Source organism: Mucilaginibacter sp. CAU 1740, from assembly GCF_039839285.1.
In the GTDB taxonomy this organism is placed as follows: domain Bacteria; phylum Bacteroidota; class Bacteroidia; order Sphingobacteriales; family Sphingobacteriaceae; genus Mucilaginibacter.
Window position 1 is genome coordinate 195,404 of the sequence record NZ_JBDOQS010000010.1, and the last position, 16,419, is coordinate 211,822.

General features: G+C 43.2%; 13 protein-coding genes. 9 read left to right on the forward strand and 4 right to left on the reverse strand.

What is annotated here, in order from left to right; all coding sequences use genetic code 11:
- Positions 1 to 59: 59 nt before the first annotated feature.
- Complete coding sequence (locus tag AAFN85_RS21340; protein ID WP_347529651.1) at positions 60 to 1,271, reverse strand: pyridoxal phosphate-dependent aminotransferase family protein; 1,212 nt, start codon at positions 1,269 to 1,271, stop codon at positions 60 to 62.
- Positions 1,272 to 1,641: 370 nt separating this feature from the next.
- Here AAFN85_RS21340 and AAFN85_RS21345 point away from each other — a divergent pair, with 370 nt between their 5' ends.
- The 5 genes from AAFN85_RS21345 to AAFN85_RS21365 all read left to right on the forward strand — a co-directional run bounded on the left by AAFN85_RS21345 (position 1,642) and on the right by AAFN85_RS21365 (position 9,138).
- A complete protein-coding gene (locus AAFN85_RS21345) occupies positions 1,642 to 3,000 on the forward strand; it encodes a TolC family protein (protein ID WP_347529653.1) in 1,359 nt (452 codons plus the stop codon).
- A 56-nt stretch (positions 3,001 to 3,056) separates the two neighbouring features.
- Positions 3,057 to 4,235: an efflux RND transporter periplasmic adaptor subunit gene (locus AAFN85_RS21350; protein ID WP_347529655.1), complete on the forward strand. Its 1,179-nt coding sequence runs from the start codon at positions 3,057 to 3,059 to the stop codon at positions 4,233 to 4,235.
- 74 nt (positions 4,236 to 4,309) lie between these two features.
- Complete coding sequence (locus tag AAFN85_RS21355) at positions 4,310 to 7,489, forward strand: multidrug efflux RND transporter permease subunit (RefSeq protein ID WP_347529656.1); 3,180 nt, start codon at positions 4,310 to 4,312, stop codon at positions 7,487 to 7,489.
- Between the two features lie 404 nt (positions 7,490 to 7,893).
- Positions 7,894 to 8,448 (forward strand): hypothetical protein, encoded by a 555-nt coding sequence (locus tag AAFN85_RS21360; RefSeq protein ID WP_347529658.1) that lies wholly within the window; start codon positions 7,894 to 7,896, stop codon positions 8,446 to 8,448.
- 114 nt (positions 8,449 to 8,562) lie between these two features.
- Complete coding sequence (locus AAFN85_RS21365) at positions 8,563 to 9,138, forward strand: hypothetical protein (RefSeq protein WP_347529660.1); 576 nt, start codon at positions 8,563 to 8,565, stop codon at positions 9,136 to 9,138.
- 222 nt (positions 9,139 to 9,360) lie between these two features.
- Here AAFN85_RS21365 and AAFN85_RS21370 read toward each other — a convergent pair whose 3' ends face one another.
- On the reverse strand, positions 9,361 to 10,554 hold the full coding sequence (locus tag AAFN85_RS21370) for a pyridoxal phosphate-dependent aminotransferase (protein WP_347529661.1): 1,194 nt from the start codon (positions 10,552 to 10,554) through the stop codon (positions 9,361 to 9,363).
- A 92-nt stretch (positions 10,555 to 10,646) separates the two neighbouring features.
- On the opposite strand from AAFN85_RS21370, the gene AAFN85_RS21375 reads away from it, so the two are divergent.
- The 4 genes from AAFN85_RS21375 to AAFN85_RS21390 are packed head-to-tail and all read left to right on the forward strand — an operon-like array spanning position 10,647 to position 13,932.
- Entirely contained in the window at positions 10,647 to 11,621 is a 975-nt protein-coding gene (locus AAFN85_RS21375) for a cation diffusion facilitator family transporter (protein ID WP_347529662.1), read from the forward strand.
- Positions 11,622 to 12,062, forward strand: a complete 441-nt coding sequence (locus AAFN85_RS21380; protein ID WP_347529663.1) for an NUDIX domain-containing protein — start codon at positions 11,622 to 11,624, stop codon at positions 12,060 to 12,062.
- Complete coding sequence (gene bioA, locus AAFN85_RS21385; protein ID WP_347529665.1) at positions 12,059 to 13,324, forward strand: adenosylmethionine--8-amino-7-oxononanoate transaminase; 1,266 nt, start codon at positions 12,059 to 12,061, stop codon at positions 13,322 to 13,324. Before AAFN85_RS21380 ends, bioA begins: the two co-directional genes overlap by 4 nt.
- A 2-nt stretch (positions 13,325 to 13,326) precedes the next feature.
- Positions 13,327 to 13,932 (forward strand): hypothetical protein, encoded by a 606-nt coding sequence (locus AAFN85_RS21390; RefSeq protein ID WP_347529666.1) that lies wholly within the window; start codon positions 13,327 to 13,329, stop codon positions 13,930 to 13,932.
- Positions 13,933 to 14,238: 306 nt separating this feature from the next.
- Here AAFN85_RS21390 and AAFN85_RS21395 read toward each other — a convergent pair whose 3' ends face one another.
- Both AAFN85_RS21395 and AAFN85_RS21400 read right to left on the reverse strand, forming a co-directional pair.
- On the reverse strand, positions 14,239 to 14,448 hold the full coding sequence (locus tag AAFN85_RS21395) for a hypothetical protein (protein ID WP_347529667.1): 210 nt from the start codon (positions 14,446 to 14,448) through the stop codon (positions 14,239 to 14,241).
- A 32-nt stretch (positions 14,449 to 14,480) separates the two neighbouring features.
- Entirely contained in the window at positions 14,481 to 16,352 is a 1,872-nt protein-coding gene (locus tag AAFN85_RS21400) for an LTA synthase family protein (RefSeq protein ID WP_347529669.1), read from the reverse strand.
- Positions 16,353 to 16,419: the final 67 nt, after the last annotated feature.

Below are 16,419 nucleotides of genomic sequence, written 5' to 3' on the forward strand. Positions count from 1 at the left end.
ATGTGCATTTAGCTCACCTTAAAATAAAAGTAAGCTAAATGCACAAAATGATGTTTTCATTATATTTTTTCTTTAACAGAAGCGGCGTCAACACCAACTTCTTTAAAGGCTTTTGATAGTTTTTCAACAGCTTCGTCAATCTGATCGAAAGTGTGGGTAGCCATCAATGAGAAACGAAGTAAAGATGAATCGGACGGAACGGCAGGGGATACAACCGGGTTCACAAACACGCCAGAGGCTTGCAAGTGTTTAGTAACCGCGAAAGTTTTTTCGTTGTCGCGAACATAGATCGGCAAAATAGGGCTTTCAGTTGGGCCAAGGTCAAAACCTTCTTCCAATAAAAGCTTCATGGCATAGTTGGTATTATCCCAAAGTTTTTCGATCCTTTCAGGCTCAGATTCGATGATATCCAGAGCAGCAATAACGCTGGCTACCGAACCCGGAGGCATACTCGCGCTGAACATTAATGAACGTGCACGGTGTTTGATATAATCGATAGTATCCTGATCGGCAGCGATGAAACCACCTAATGATGCTAATGATTTACTGAAGGTACCCATGATCAGGTCAACATCATTGGTAAGGTTAAAGTGTGAGGCAGTACCTGCACCCTTATCTCCAATTACACCAAGGCTGTGCGCATCGTCAACCATAATGTTGGCACCGTAAGTAGCGGCAAGCTCAACAATTTTAGGCAATTTAACGATATCGCCTTCCATGCTGAAAATACCATCAACAGCGATGATCTTCACGGCATCTTCAGGAAGGATGCTTAATTTGCGCTCAAGATCGGCCATGTCATTATGGGCGTACTTGATAACTTTTGAAAACGATAAACGGCTACCATCAATGATACAAGCATGGTCATACTCGTCAAGGATGATATAATCGTTACGGCCGGTAACGCACGAAAGTACGCCAAGATTTACCTGGTAACCGGTGCTGAACAAAACAGTGGCTTCTTTACCAACGTAGCTGGCAAGCCTGTTTTCAAGCTCGATATGGATATCAAGTGTACCGTTCAAAAAACGTGAACCGGCACAGCCTGTACCGTATTTGTCAATTGCTTTTTTTGAAGCTTCTTTAATTTTGGGGTGATTGGTAAGGCCTAAATAAGAATTAGAACCAAACATTAATACCCTTTGGCCATCAATAATAACCTCTGTGTCCTGAGCGGACTCAATAGGCCTGAAGTAAGGGTACAGACCACGTTCCCGTAGCATATTGGCTACCTGGAACTGTGCAATCTTCCCATGTAATTTTTTAACCATGTATATTAACTCTGCTTAAATTTTGTGTAAAAATACCATGAATAAGCATATAACTTATACGGTGTGTGTAATTTTTTTTAAATAAATGCTTATTACGTATCAATAGTACTTAAGAAGCACACAAATTTTACTCGGCAAATTAATTAATTTTTTTGTTTATATCGAGCCTCTAATTTTCATTTTTTTGTCAAAACCCCATAAAGCGTGCCTAATTGTTGAAATTCTGCAAACTTTACGTAAAATTCTTGTTCCTGAATTAAAATTCGTAATATTAATTACATATTCGCATACCCCTGTGAAAAAGCAACAAAAATTATAAAACCTTTCTTATAATTTTTGCTTGTTGTAATTTGTTATCTATCGCCATCGTATGAAAAAAATCAAGTACTTTTTAGCACTTATTGTACTTAACTTAACACTAAATTCACATAGCGCCGTTTTTGCCCAAACTACTGCTACCGATAGTATTACCGGTCCGGTAACCTTAAAGCAGGCCATTGGTTTCGCTTTGCGTAATCAACCCGCAGTACGCCAGGCTTCTATTGATGAACAGATCAACGAGCGCGACATCCGCATCGGCCTGTCGGCATGGTTGCCACAGGTAAATGGATCAGGTTTGTATAACTACTATTATAAAGGCAGCGCACAGGCTGGTGCCTCCGGTGCAAACATCCCGGGCAATACCGGAACCATCCGTAACCTATCTACTTTAGGCGTAACAGCATCGCAAACTATTTACAACAACGATGTGTTCCTGGCTTCGAGAGCAAAAAAATATTCGCGTGAGTATTATAAAGAGAACACGCTGAGCAGCCAGATTGATGTGGTTAGTAATGTGAGCAAAGCTTTTTTTGATGTTTTATTATCAGAAAAACAATTGGATATCACCAATGCCGATATCACCCGTTTGCAACGCAGCCTTAAGGATGCTAAAAACCGGTACACTGCCGGGGTATCCGATCCTACTGATTATAAACAGGCTACCATCGCCCTAAATAATTCATTAGCTACCCGCAAGCAAACCGAAGAAGCTATTAAAAGCAAAACCGCGTTTTTAAAACAGATAATGGGTGTTACCGCCGAAACTCCTGTAAACCTATCGTACGATTCCACAAGGTATGAGCAGGAGATCAGTATCGATACCCTTCAAACACTTAACGTTAACAACCGTATCGAATATCGTTTGCTTGAAAGCACCAAAGCACTTAATAACCTTAATGTTAACTACTACCGCTTTGGCTTTCTGCCTTCATTATCGGCAGTGGGCAGCTATCAGCATGCTTATTTCAGCCACGATTTTTCCGACCTTTATAATAACGGCCTTCCTACGGGGTATGTTGGTTTAACATTGGCTGTGCCGATCTTCCAGGGAACCAAGCGACTGCAAAACCTGGCCAAAGCAAGGTTGCAGGTTCAGCGCACGGACCTTGATCTGGTAAATACCAAAAACACCATTAATACCGAATACACCCAGGCACTGGCAAATTACAAAAGCAACTATGCCAGCTATAAGCTGATCCGCGAAAACGTTGATCTGGCTACGGATGTGTATAAGGTAGTAAGTCTGCAATACCGCGAGGGTGTTAAAACTTACCTTGATGTTATTGTGGCGCAGTCAGATCTGCGTACAGCACAGTTAAGCTATTACAACGCCTTGTTTAACCTGTTAAGCAGCAAAATTGATTTCCAACGCGCGTTGGGCATTTTACCGGTAGACCAGGCCCAATAATAGCTACATAAAAACAAAAACGATCACAACTATATAAAACGAACAACCCTTTCTACATGAAACACAGATATATATATTGGTTAGCCCCTGCGGCATTACTCACATGGGCGGCATGCGGTAAAAAACAACAGGCGGGTGCACCTGTAGCGCCACCTACATCGGTTTACCTTGCCCAGGCTAAAACCGCCGAGGCAGTTTACTATGATAAATACCAGGGCATTGTTGTTTCTATCAATACTGTGGAACTGCGTAGCCAGGTGCCGGGCTTTGTAACCGGGATATTTTTTAAAGAGGGAGATGTAGTGCAGAAGGGGAAAGTATTGTATGAAATTGATAAGCGTAAATACCAGGCAGCTTATGATCAGGCCAAGGCAAACGTGCTAAGCGCCGAAGCAAACCTGGTTAAAGCGCAAAAAGATATCGACAGGTATAACATGCTGTTGAAAAACGACGCGATAGCCCGCCAAACGGTTGATCAGGCGCAGGCTACTTTCGAAACCAGCAAAAGCCAGGTTGCTGTAGCCAAAGCAGGATTAGAGTCGGCCCGTACCGATCTGTCGTACGCTACTATTACGGCTCCTTTTACAGGCAGGATAGGTATCTCGCAGGTTAGGTTGGGTGCACAGGTAGCTGTAGGTACCACGCTAATGAATACTATATCTGCCGAACACCCTATTGGTGTTGACGTGGTGATCAACGAGCAGGACATCAACCGTTTTTATAATCTGCAAAAATCAAGCACCGATAGCACCTTTAAACTGGTACTGCCCGATGGCAGCAAATACAACAAGCCGGGCAAAGTACTGGCTGTTGATAGGGGCGTGAGCAACCAAACAGGTAGTATCAAAGTTAGGATCCAGTTCCCGAACGAGGATGACGTGCTGAAAGATGGTATGAGCGCCGTTTTACAGGTGCTGAACAATCAATCGGGCAACAGGGTACAGATCCCTTATAAAGCGGTTATTGAGCAAATGGGTGAATTTTTTGTATTTACTGCCAGAGATACCACTGTTAAAGATACAGCAGCTGATAAATCAGTTAAAGACAGGCGCGATACCATTGCCAAACAGGTGAAAATAAAATTAGGCCCACGGGTTAATGATGATGTGGTTGTAATGGATGGTGTAAAACAAGGCGATAATGTGATAACAGATGGTTTCACGCGTTTACGCGATGGGGGCAGGGTTACCACCGGTTCTGCTGCTCCGGCAGCTGGTGCCGCACCTAAAAAATAATTGATATCGATAGTAAAAAATTTAAGCTTAATAAGGGGCTACATCTACCCCGGAAAACTTAATGTGAAGAAATAATGATCGCAGATACCTTTATAAAACGACCGGTTACCGCCATAGTAATATCCCTGGTGATATTAATTGTGGGTATCCTGTCAATCTCCAGCCTGCCCATAGGCCAGTACCCCGATATTACGCCACCAACGGTATCCGTTACCGGTAACTACGTTGGTGCCGACGCGCTAACTGTTGAGCAAACCGTAGCCACCCCTGTAGAGGTGCAGGTAAACGGTGTACCGGGCATGACCTACCTGCAAAGCAATAGTAGCAGTAACGGGCAAATGAGCATGACCGTTAACTTTGATGTAGGTACAGATATCAACATCGCCGCGCTCGACGTGCAAAACCGTGTAGGTATCGCCCTGCCAACCTTGCCACAGGAAGTACAGCGTTTAGGTATGGTGGTACGTAAACGTAACCCAAGTATTTTGATGCTGGTAGCCATGTTTAGCCCTAAAGGCACGCATGATGTTACCTTTACCGATAACTACACCAACGTATTTATTAAAGATGCGATTTTGCGTACCAAAGGCGTAGGTGACGTTGTTACCCGTGCCGATGATTTCAGTATGAGGATCTGGCTTAACCCGGATAAACTTGCTGCCTTAGGCATGAGTGCATCAGAGGTTACATCGGCGTTAACAGAACAAAACGCGCAGGTTGCCGCAGGTACCGTTGGTGCTACGCCCCAGTTAAAGGGACAAACCTTCGAATACTCGGTAATTGTAAAAGGCCGTTTAACCAAGCCCGAAGAGTTTGGTAATGTGGTGATCAAAACACAGCCAAACAATGGCGGTGTAGTACACCTTAAAGATGTTGCCCGTATTGAGTTGGGTAAATTCAACTACTCGGGTAACTCGTTTGTGGATGGCAAACGCGCTTCATACCTGCTGGTTTACCAGGCACCAAACAGTAATTCGCTCGAAACTGCTGATAACGTTTATGCCACTATGGATGAGCTTAAAAAAAGCTTCCCGGCCGATATTGATTATGTGGTGCCGTTTGAGGCTATCACTGTAGTTAAGGTATCAGTTAGCGAGGTTATCGAAACATTGGTTATAGCATTGGTGCTGGTTATTTTGGTGGTGTTTTTATTCCTGCAAAGCTGGCGTACCACGCTTATCCCCGTATTGGCTATCCCGGTATCCATTATTGGTACGTTCATTTTCTTTATCCCGCTCAACTTTACCATTAATACGCTAACGTTATTTGGTTTCGTACTGGCTATTGGTATTGTGGTGGATGACGCCATTGTGGTGGTGGAAGCCGTACAGCATTATATGGACGAAGAGGGGATGACGCCTAAAGAAGCTACCCAACACGCTATGGCCGATATCTCGGCACCGGTAATTGCTATTGCCTTAATTTTGGCAGCGGTGTTTGTGCCGGTAGGTTTTGTGCCTGGTATAGTAGGGCGATTGTATCAACAGTTCGCTATTACTATCGCTATTTCGGTATTGATCTCGGCTTTTGTGGCACTTTCTTTAACCCCGGCACTGTGTACACTGATATTAAGGCCTCATAAAATTGATGAAAAATCAAAAGGCTTGAATAAGTTCTTCTTTAAGTTTAATAGCTGGTTTACCCGTGTTACCAATCGTTATCGTAACACTGTTGATAAGGGCATTAAGCATTCAACATATATCATAATTTTATTGGTGTGTATCATTGTAGGCACGGTACTTTTATTCAAGAGCAAACCTTCGGGCTTTATTCCGCTGGAGGATGATGGTCGTGTTTATATTACTTATGATCTGCCTGAAGCTTCGTCAACAGGTCGTACGGTTGATGTATTGAACCGGATGATGCATACACTTGATAGCGTACCCGAAATTGCGCACTATGCAGCATTGGGCGGCTTGAACGCTATCAGCTTTGCAAGTAAATCAAATAGTGCAACCATATTTGTGCAGTTGAAACCATGGGATGAGCGTAAAGAGAAATCGCAACAAATAACCGCGCTTGTTGGCCGCTTAAATCAAAAATTAGCCAAATATAAAGAAGCCAACGTGGTAGTAATTCAGCCGCCGGCAATTCCGGGTTTGGGTAGTACTGGTGGTTTCTCTTTTATATTAGAAGAGAAGCAAGCAGGCGGAGATATCAAAGTATTTGAGAAAACGTTGCGTACCTTCCTTGGCGCTATTAATCAGCGTAAGGAGATAGGCAGGGCATTCTCATTCTTTACGGCAAGTACACCGGCTTACCAGTTAACTATTGATAGGGAAAAATCCAAAAAATTAGGTGTATCTATATCAGATGTAAACACAGCACTGCAAACCTATTTGGGTAGTACTTATATTAACGACTTTACAATTTACGGCCGTAACTTTAGGGTAGTGGCCCAGGCTGACACCAGCTACCGTACCAATGTGCAAAACATTGGGCAGTACTTTGTGAAAAACTCGGCAGGCGCAATGGTGCCGTTGAGTACACTTACCTCTTACAAAGTAATTGAGAACTCGCCATTAATCTCGCACTACAACCTATTTAGGTCTGCGGAGATCAACGGTAGTACCAAGCCGGGTTACAGTAGCGGTGACGCTATCACAGCACTGAAAGAAACCGCCGCCCAGGTATTACCGCAAGGTTATGGATATGAATTTTCGGGCCTAAGCCGTGAGGAGTTATTATCTGGTTCAAAAACCGTGTATATCTTCGCGTTATCTATTGGGTTCGTATTCCTGTTCCTGGCAGCCTTGTACGAAAGTTGGTCTGTGCCTTTCTCGGTGTTACTATCAGTACCGCTGGGTGCCTTTGGGGCAATTATGTTCCTGTCGTTTTTTGATGGGCTTACCAACAACGTTTACGCGCAGATAGGTTTGATCACGTTGATAGGTTTGGCGGCTAAAAACGCCATCCTGATAGTAGAGTTTGCCAAAGAACGTGTAGACGCAGGTATGAACCTTGAAAAAGCTACCCTCGAGGCTGTACGACTCCGTTTAAGACCAATCATCATGACATCGATGGCCTTTATATTAGGTGTTGTTCCGCTGATGATAGCATCAGGTGCAGGTGCCGAGGCACGTAAAACCATTGGCTGGACAGTGTTTGGCGGGATGCTTACTGCAACATCGCTTGCTATATTTATAGTGCCGGTGTTATATTATATCATTACGAAAGCAGCTTACGGTAAAGAAAAGCTTGCTGAGCTCGAGAAAAACTACAAGCCCGAAAAAGGGCATGAGCCAGAGGCTTAGCCATATTGTTTGATATTTGTAAAAAGGAGAAGCGAAAGCTTCTCCTTTTTTATTTTATGGCCTTTTTGGTACGCTATCTTATATAGTTATTAAGTGTTTTTTGAACTCAAAATTTCGGGTTTGTGTACACTTTTGGAGAGTAAGCAGAACAGTTATTGAAAAAAAATGTCGGCAAAGTATAGGTTTGGTTAGCATAATATGCACCCCGAAATCTCCATTAAAATATACTTGATATTCAATACATAAGCAGTTTTAGAGGCGTTTTTTGCAATGGTTTTTAGTTTGACTATACGGTTTGGCATAGTCAGTTTTTATTCACAATGGCAAAGTATTTGTTAAGATGGGGTTAATACAATGGAAATTTAACAATGAGCATTGTAGAATTTGAACTAAAAAACACAACTATGAAAACAATGACTAAATTTATAGCTTCGGCGTTTACCGCGGCAGCTATCTTTATCGGAACAAATGTAAAAGCACAAACTACACCAGCAAATGCGTTACGCTTTGGCGTAGGCGTTGAAGGCTTGCTGCCAACCGGTGGCCTGCACGATATCTCTAACGTTGGTTTGGGTGGTACAGCACGCTTACAATATGGTGTTAACAGCAATGTAGCCTTAACGCTTACCTCGGGTTACTATAACTATTTCGGTAAAAAAATTGTCGATGGTTCTGATGCTAAGTTCCCATCATTTGGTTTAGTGCCTGTTAAAGCAGGTGCCAAAGCTTTCCTTGGCGACGGTTTTTACTTTGCAGGTGAGGTTGGTGCCGGTTTTGAAACTAAAGATGACTACAGAAATGTAGATGGTAGCAAAAGCACCAAACTGATCTTATCTCCAGGTTTAGGTTATGCAACCAAATCGTGGGATGTAGGTGTACGTTATGAAAACTTCTCAGGTGGCGATAGCGGTAGCTACGGTTCTGTAGGTCTGCGTATTGCTTACGGTTTCGGTTTATAATCAAACAAAAAAGTGTTACAAAAGCCGCTTGTTATGTATAACAGGCGGCTTTTATTTTTTTATACATTTGCCACCCTGTTAACAAAAAGTTAACAGATGTATCAATATAACTATATGAAAAATAAATTTACAAAGGCGATTGCCGGCCTATCTATCGCGCTGGCTTTGTTTACTGCAAAAAATGTTAATGCTCAAACTACTCCTGCTGATAAATGGCGTTTAGGCGTAGGTCTTGAATTAGGTAGGCCAATTGGCAACGCGCATGATATCTCGAACTTTGAGTTGGGCGGTACTGCCAGGTTACAATACGGTTTAAATAACAGCACCGCTATAACGCTTACTTCGGGTTATTACAATTTGTTTGGAAAATCATATACAGAGCACATCGCAACCCCTGCCGGCACTTCAGATATTACTGTTGACGGAAAAGATCTTGGTATTATACCGGTAAAATTGGGTATTAAATCATTCCTTGCACACCGCTTATACTTTGGAGCAGAAGCAGGTGCCGGTTTTGAAACCAAATCACTTTATTTAGATGGCAGCAAAGACACTAAACTGATTCTTTCCCCAACTATTGGTTACGCAACCAAAGTAATTGACCTGGGCTTACGTTATGAAGGCTTTTTTGGCCAAGGTAATAGCTATGGGTTGATCGGTTTACGTGTTGCTTACGGGTTTGGGTTGTAGTCCGAACCTTGATTCAATAAAAGACGTCATTGCGAGGTACGAAGCAATCCCCAATAAGCAGAGTGGCTATATAAGTCCGCCCTGTAAAGTAGGAGATTGCTTCGTACCTCGCAATGACGTTGAAGAAATAAAAAAGGACGGTTCGCCATTGGCGAGCCGTCCTTTTTTATTATTGATAGTTGGATCAAGGCAATCCTTAAATCCCAAAAATCATGGTTCTAATTACGCTAATTTACCAAGCGCAACTTTCAACCTTCTCATAGCCTCTATCAGTTTATCCTCAGCAGCAGCGTATGATAAACGGATAGATGAAGGATCGCCGAACGAATCGCCGCCTACGGTGGCTACGTGGCCTTCTTCAAGCAGGTAAAGGCTCAGGTCGTCCGAATCGTTGATCACGCGGCCTTCATAGCTTTTACCGAAGAAAGAGGTAACGTTAGGGAAAAAGTAAAACGCGCCATCTGGCAGGTTTACATTAACGCCATCAATTTCGCTTAATAATTTATATACAATGTCGCGGCGTTTTTTGAATTGGGCACGCATTTCTAAAACGCTTTCTAAACCACCCTCGTAAGCGGCAACACCTGCGCGCTGGGTAATTGAACAGGTACCTGAAGTAACCTGGCCCTGCATTTTATCAAATGCAGCGGCAAGTTCTTTGGTGCTGGCAGTGTAACCGATTCTCCAACCAGTCATGGCAAATGCTTTAGACCAGCCGTTGATGATCACTACACGATCTTTAATAGCATCAAACTGCGCGATAGATTCGTGTTTATCAACAAAGTTGATGTGCTCATAGATCTCGTCGCTCAGGATATAAACGTGCAGATTTTTCTCAAATACTTTGGCCAGGCCTTCCAGCTCGTCTTTAGTGTAAACGCTGCCGGTAGGGTTACATGGCGATGAAAACATGAACAATTTAGTATTTGGCGTAATAGCCGCTTCTAATTGCTCAGGAGTAATTTTAAAGTTGGTATCAACGGTAGTGTTGATGAAAACGCTTTTACCTTCGGCCAGTTTAACAACCTCGCTGTATGAAACCCAGTACGGAGTAGGGATAATTACTTCCTGTCCCGGATCAACCAAACATAATACCGCGTTAGCGATAGCCTGTTTAGCACCTGTTGAAACAACTATGTCGGCAGCGTCATAATCAAGATTGTTCTCGTTCTTCAGCTTAGTCACAACGGCTTTACGAAGGTCAGGGTAGCCTGCTACTGGTGTGTAGTAGGTAAAGTTCTTGTCCATGGCCTGCTTCGCTGCTTCCTTGATATGCTCAGGAGTATGAAAATCAGGCTCACCAAAGCTAAGGCTGATCACGTCGACACCTTTAGCGGCAAGTTCACGGCCCAATTTGGCCATTTTAATTGTTGCAGATTCGGACAGGTTTTGTATCCGGGTACTTAATGCGCTCATATAAATTGTGTTATCGCGGCAAATATAGAAAATAACTTTACTGCTACTTACGGTTGTTATTTTTTAAATTTGCGGCCTAATAACCCTTTGCTTTGAATCAACAAAAAAGGATCATACTAATTTCGCTTGTTACGGGCATAGTGCTGATGTTAGCGAAATTTGGTGCCTACTTTTTAACAGCCTCCAACTTTGTATTAACCGATGCTGCCGAGAGCATCGTAAACGTGATAGCAAGCTCCTTTGCTTTCTATAGTATCTACCTTTCATCGCTTCCGCGTGATGAGAACCACCCTTACGGGCATGGTAAGGTGGAATTTTTTTCGGTGTTTATTGAAGGCGCGCTTATCGGTATAGCAGGCTGTATCATCATCGTAAAATCGGCTTACAGCTTTTTTTATCCCAATCTAATTCATGACCTGTTTACCGGTGCCATCATTATTGGCATCACGGGTGCCATTAACGGGGGCTTGGGTTACTATATGATCCGCAAAGCAAAAGAGCTTCGCTCCATGACTTTGGATGCCGATGGCCGCCATTTACTGGCAGATACCGTTACCAGCGGCGGTTTGGTAGTAGGTTTATTGCTGATAGAGTTTACCCATATTTTATGGTTGGATAGTGCGCTATCCATTTTGGTGGGCCTGTATATAGTATATAGCAGCTACAAGCTGGTGCGTAAATCGGTAGGGGGATTGATGGACGAGGCCGATACGCAGGTAGTAAATGATATTATCCATGTACTAAGCGAAAAACGTCGCGAATCATGGATCGATGTGCATAACCTCCGCGCGCAAAAATACGGGCATGAACTGCATATTGATTGCCACATGACTTTGCCAAGCTACTTTGATCTGAATACGGTGCATACAGAAATCTCGTTGGTTGATAAGATGATCAACACCGAAATAGGCATCAAAACCGAATTGTTTATCCACGCCGACCCTTGCCTGCCCGATTGTTGCCACTATTGCAGCATGCCTAACTGCCCCATCCGCTCGGAGGCGCAAACGGAAACCATAGCATGGACAATGGATAAGGTTGTACGTAATAAAAAACACTTTGAATAAATGGAATATTTTAATGTAAGGGTTTACGGCCTGCTGCTTAATGATAACGACGAATTGCTAATAAGCGACGAGCAGGAATATGGCATGCGTTTTTCAAAATTCCCCGGCGGTGGCCTGGAATTGGGCGAGGGCCTGATAGATGGCCTTAAACGCGAGTTTATGGAAGAGTGCAATATTGAAATAGAGGTTGTAGGTCATTTTTACACTACCGATTTTGCTGTTAAATCGGCTTTCAATAATTCGCAGATCATTAGCGTTTACTATTTGGTAAGGAGCATTACCCCGGTCAATCTCAACATAAAAACAGTTGCTTTTGATTTTGATGGGGAAGGAGAAGTGTTGCAGGCCTTTAGGTGGGTACCGATGACTGCTTTAAGCGTAACCGATTTTGAATTTCCGACAGATAAACGTGTGGTTGAACTTTTACAGGACGAACTATGAACCTTTCCGAACGGGATTTACAGGTAATATGGCACCCCTACACCCAAATGAAAACCGCGCAGCCGCCAATAGGCATTGTGAGTGGAGAAGGGGCGCTGCTATTTGATGAAGAAGGCAAACAATACATTGATGCCGTATCATCATGGTGGGTAAACATTCACGGGCACGCGCATCCTTATATTGCCAAAAAAGTATCCGAACAGTTATATAAATTGGAGCATGTGATCTTCGCAGGTTTTACCCACGAAGGTGCAGTTGAACTGGCCGAACGCTTGCTGGCTATCCTGCCATCTAACCAGAAAAAAGCATTTTACTCTGATAACGGCTCGACTGCTATTGAGGTGGCTATAAAAATGTGCCTGCAATACTGGCTTAATAAAGGTGATCAGCGTACCAAGATCATCGCCTTTAATAACGCGTATCATGGCGATACTTTTGGAGCAATGGCTGTAAGCGGCCGCAGCGCGTTCACAAAAGCTTTTGATAGTTTACTGTTTGAGGTAGAGTTTATTGATATACCTACAAAGGAGAATATTGAAAGTCTCAAATCTCAAATCTCAGATCTCAAATCTGAAACCGCCTGTTTGATCTTCGAGCCATTAGTTCAGGGATCGGCAGGGATGATCATGTACGAGGCTGAGTATTTGAATGAGTTGATGACGCATTGCCGCAAGGAAGAAGTGCTGCTGATTGCCGATGAGGTTTTTACCGGCTTCGGGCGTACAGGTAAGCCTTTTGCTACAAACCATGTAGAGGTTGAGGCTGATATTATGTGTTTCTCTAAAGGCCTTACAGGTGGTACCATGGCTTTGGGTTTAACTACCTGTACCCAGCAAATTTATGATGCATTTTTATCTGACGATAAACTGAAAACCCTTTTCCACGGGCATTCATTTACTGCTAATCCTATTGCATGCGCATCGGCATTGGCCAGTCTTGATCTGTTTCAACAGCCTGAGATTGCCGAAAACATTGCCAGGATCGTAGCTTCGCATGCTGCTTTTGCCGATAGGATCCGCAATCACCCTAAAGTTAAAACCATCAGGCAAACTGGCACTATCGTAGCCATGGAGTGGGAAACGGGCGATAATACATCGTACTTTAGTGGGTTGCGCGATAAGCTTTACCATTACTTTTTAGCCGCGGGTATTATATTGCGCCCGCTGGGTAACGTTATTTATATTTTACCTCCGTATTGCATTACTAACGAGCAACTCAATTATGTTTACAGCAAAATTGAGCAGGCCCTCAACGAAATATAACTATGCTAAATACAATACTATCTACTATAATTGCTGATAATCAGCTGCATTCCCGTTGGTTAAACACGCTATCGCTGATGGAAAACACCGGTGCCCGTAAAATTTCGGCCAGCGAAGATCCGCTTACAGTTACCTATATCATCCTGAAGCATGCCGCCGAGGAGCACCGCCACGCCTTCTACCTAAAAAAACAACTGGAAAAAACAGGCGTAACGCTGCCAACTTATGCTGCCGAATACCTGCTGGCTCCCGGCTCAAGCAAATACTATTTAAACCAGTTGGATGTTGATGTTTGCCGTTACCTTAAAACAGAATTAAACCTAACAGGTGCCGAGCTGCGTTTCGCCGCTTACCTGCTGGTTACCTACGCTATTGAAGTTCGTGCCGATGAGCTATATCCCATTTACCAGGACGCGCTTGATGAGGCTGGCAGCAAGGTAAACGTAAAATCGATTATATTAGAGGAGGAAGGACACTTGGAAGAGATGATCAACCAACTGCAGCATTTTTCGCCCGATTGGGAATTACACGCTCAAAAAGCTGTTGGCTTTGAAACTAAGCTATTTAATCACTGGGTTGAGCAGTTGGGGAAAGAGATAGCTGCATAATTATTCTCTACGCGTCATTGCGAGGCACGAAGCAATCCCCGATTAGTAGGTCAGCCCTGTATAGTTTGGGATTGCTTCGTACTTGCTCATTGTATGTTTAAAAATGGGTGTCATGCTGAACTCGTCGAAGTCTGGTAGGTAGGGCCTCTGCGCACAGCCCTTCGACAAGCGCAGGGTAACAGTCTATTCCGCCTAATGTCATATTTCCTTCAGAGGCCTCGGCATTTAATGACATGAAAGATCATGTAGTTCGCTTCTCTATAGTGCACGTGTTTTTAGAACGATTTTATAGGCGGATGACAGTGATTATCTTTTGCTTCGATTATCCTCAATTATTCTGAAAGCCTCATCTGCCGGTATGGATATTTCATTGGCGGCTTTTGCCTCATCATATAACCGAATATCCTCCAATTCTTGCAGTTTGGCCATAAGTTTTTCGTATCCTGCTATTGGCATCACAACAAAAAGTTTCTTGCCTGCATTGTCTGTAATATATTGGAGATTTTTAGCGTCCATCTTTAAAGATACTGAAATCTAATAATTAGTGATCAATACCTCATATACTCAGTAAACACCCCCTGCAAATAAGCCTCACCATAAGCAAGTGCTTTATCGGTAGCTTTTTTATCCTCATCCGGACTGCTGTTATAGATCAGCGTCCGGCCCGAATTATCGTATGATACGTTTTGCCCCGGTTGCATGAAGCCAAAGCCATTATCCCAATCAAAAAAAGCGAAATCGCGTGTGCCGGGATTAAGCAAATCTTTCGACCATTTAAACTCGTCGTAACGTAGGCCTAACTGGGCCAGTAAAGTAGCTGTCACATCAGTCTGACTGCCCAGCTTATTAATCTTTTTACCGCGAAACTCGGGTTTGATCACATCGCCAAAAAACAATAGCGGGATATGATATTTAGCGGGATCGTAGGCTTCTGCCGTATTACGCGGCAAACGGTGACCATGATCAGCTACCAAAATAAACAAGGTGTTTTTATACCAGCTTTGCTTTTTGGCCTGCTCAAGGTAGGCGTTAATGCACGAATCTGTAAAGTAAGCAGTACTTCTGAATTTGTTGCTCACATCGCCATTATCCGGAAAGTGATATTTAACCGGCAGTACAAAAGGCTCGTGGTTGCTTGAGGTTTGTACGTAATTGAAAAATGGCTGCTTTTGATTAGTCGCGTACTTAAGGTTACGGCTAAGCAGGTCATCGTCATAAACACCCCATTGGGTTTTAACGTGCGTGTTATCAAAAGCGGCTTCGTCAATAATATGGTCAACCTGGTGGCTGGTCATGTATTTATCGAAGTTCATGTAGTTGCTTTTACCACCATAAAAGTAAGCGGTTTGATAGCCTATGCCTTTTAACGCAGAGGATAGCGCAGGTAGCCTTTTATGCTTAGCAGTATCGGCAATAATAGTACGGATAGCCTGCGAAGGAAAGCCGCTCATGAGGGCTACGATGCCTTTGTCGGTACGATCGCCGGTGGCGTAGATGTTATTGAAGAACAGCCCATTTTTGATCAGTTTTTCAAAATTTGGCGCTACGCCTTTATCCCCACCTAAGGATTCGATCAAATCGGCAGTATAACTTTCCATCTGGATGATCACCACGTTGGGGCGGTTCGTGGTTAATACCTTTGTAGTTGAATCTGCTTTTGCGCCATAAAGATCGTTAACCAAGGCGGTAGCATCTGTAGCTGGAAGATACTCATATGGATTATAAGGCTTGCGCAAATTCTCGTAAACGTTATTGAACAGGTTCCACTCGGTGTTAAGGGCGCTTTGGTTCAGGATCTGTTTTTCTGAAAAATAGGCCGAACTTTCGCTCACAGGTTTGGCCTGTAAGCCACCACGCATCAGTATAATATTTATAAAAAATAAAAGCGTTGTAAGTGAAAGCTTAAGGCTTGGCCGGGCATCGGGCTTTTTAAATTTATAATTGATGATAAAATGAGCCAATATGCCGCCCAGCACCATTAATCCTAAACCAATAAAAATACAATTACCAACCGGCGATGAACCGCTTGAGGCAATAGCTTCAGACGGGGCGTGGTAAAAGGAGGTAAATACCCTGAAGCTAACCTTGGTGCCCCATTCGCGGAAAATGTTAAAGTTGAGTACCGTATTAAGTGAGATGCAGAACAGACAAAACCAAACATATATTTTTAACCATATAGGTTTGATCTGCACCTTCGGGATAAACCAGTTGACAGCAAATACAAGAGTGGGAATAATACAGATATAGGCGGTGGCTGAGATATCCAGCCTTAAGCCCCAGAAAAATGTTTGAAGGATCTCGCCCAGTCCGGCCTGGTTAAGTTTGGGCAGAAAGTAAAGTTCAAATGTTGCCCTGGTGATCGCGAAAAAGATCAGCCAAAACACAAAGAATCTGAAAAAACTGAAAAGGTTCCTTAACATGGGGGTAACAAAAATAGTATTTTGTCACAATGTTAAGGAACCTTTAATGAATTGTTAATGAAATATT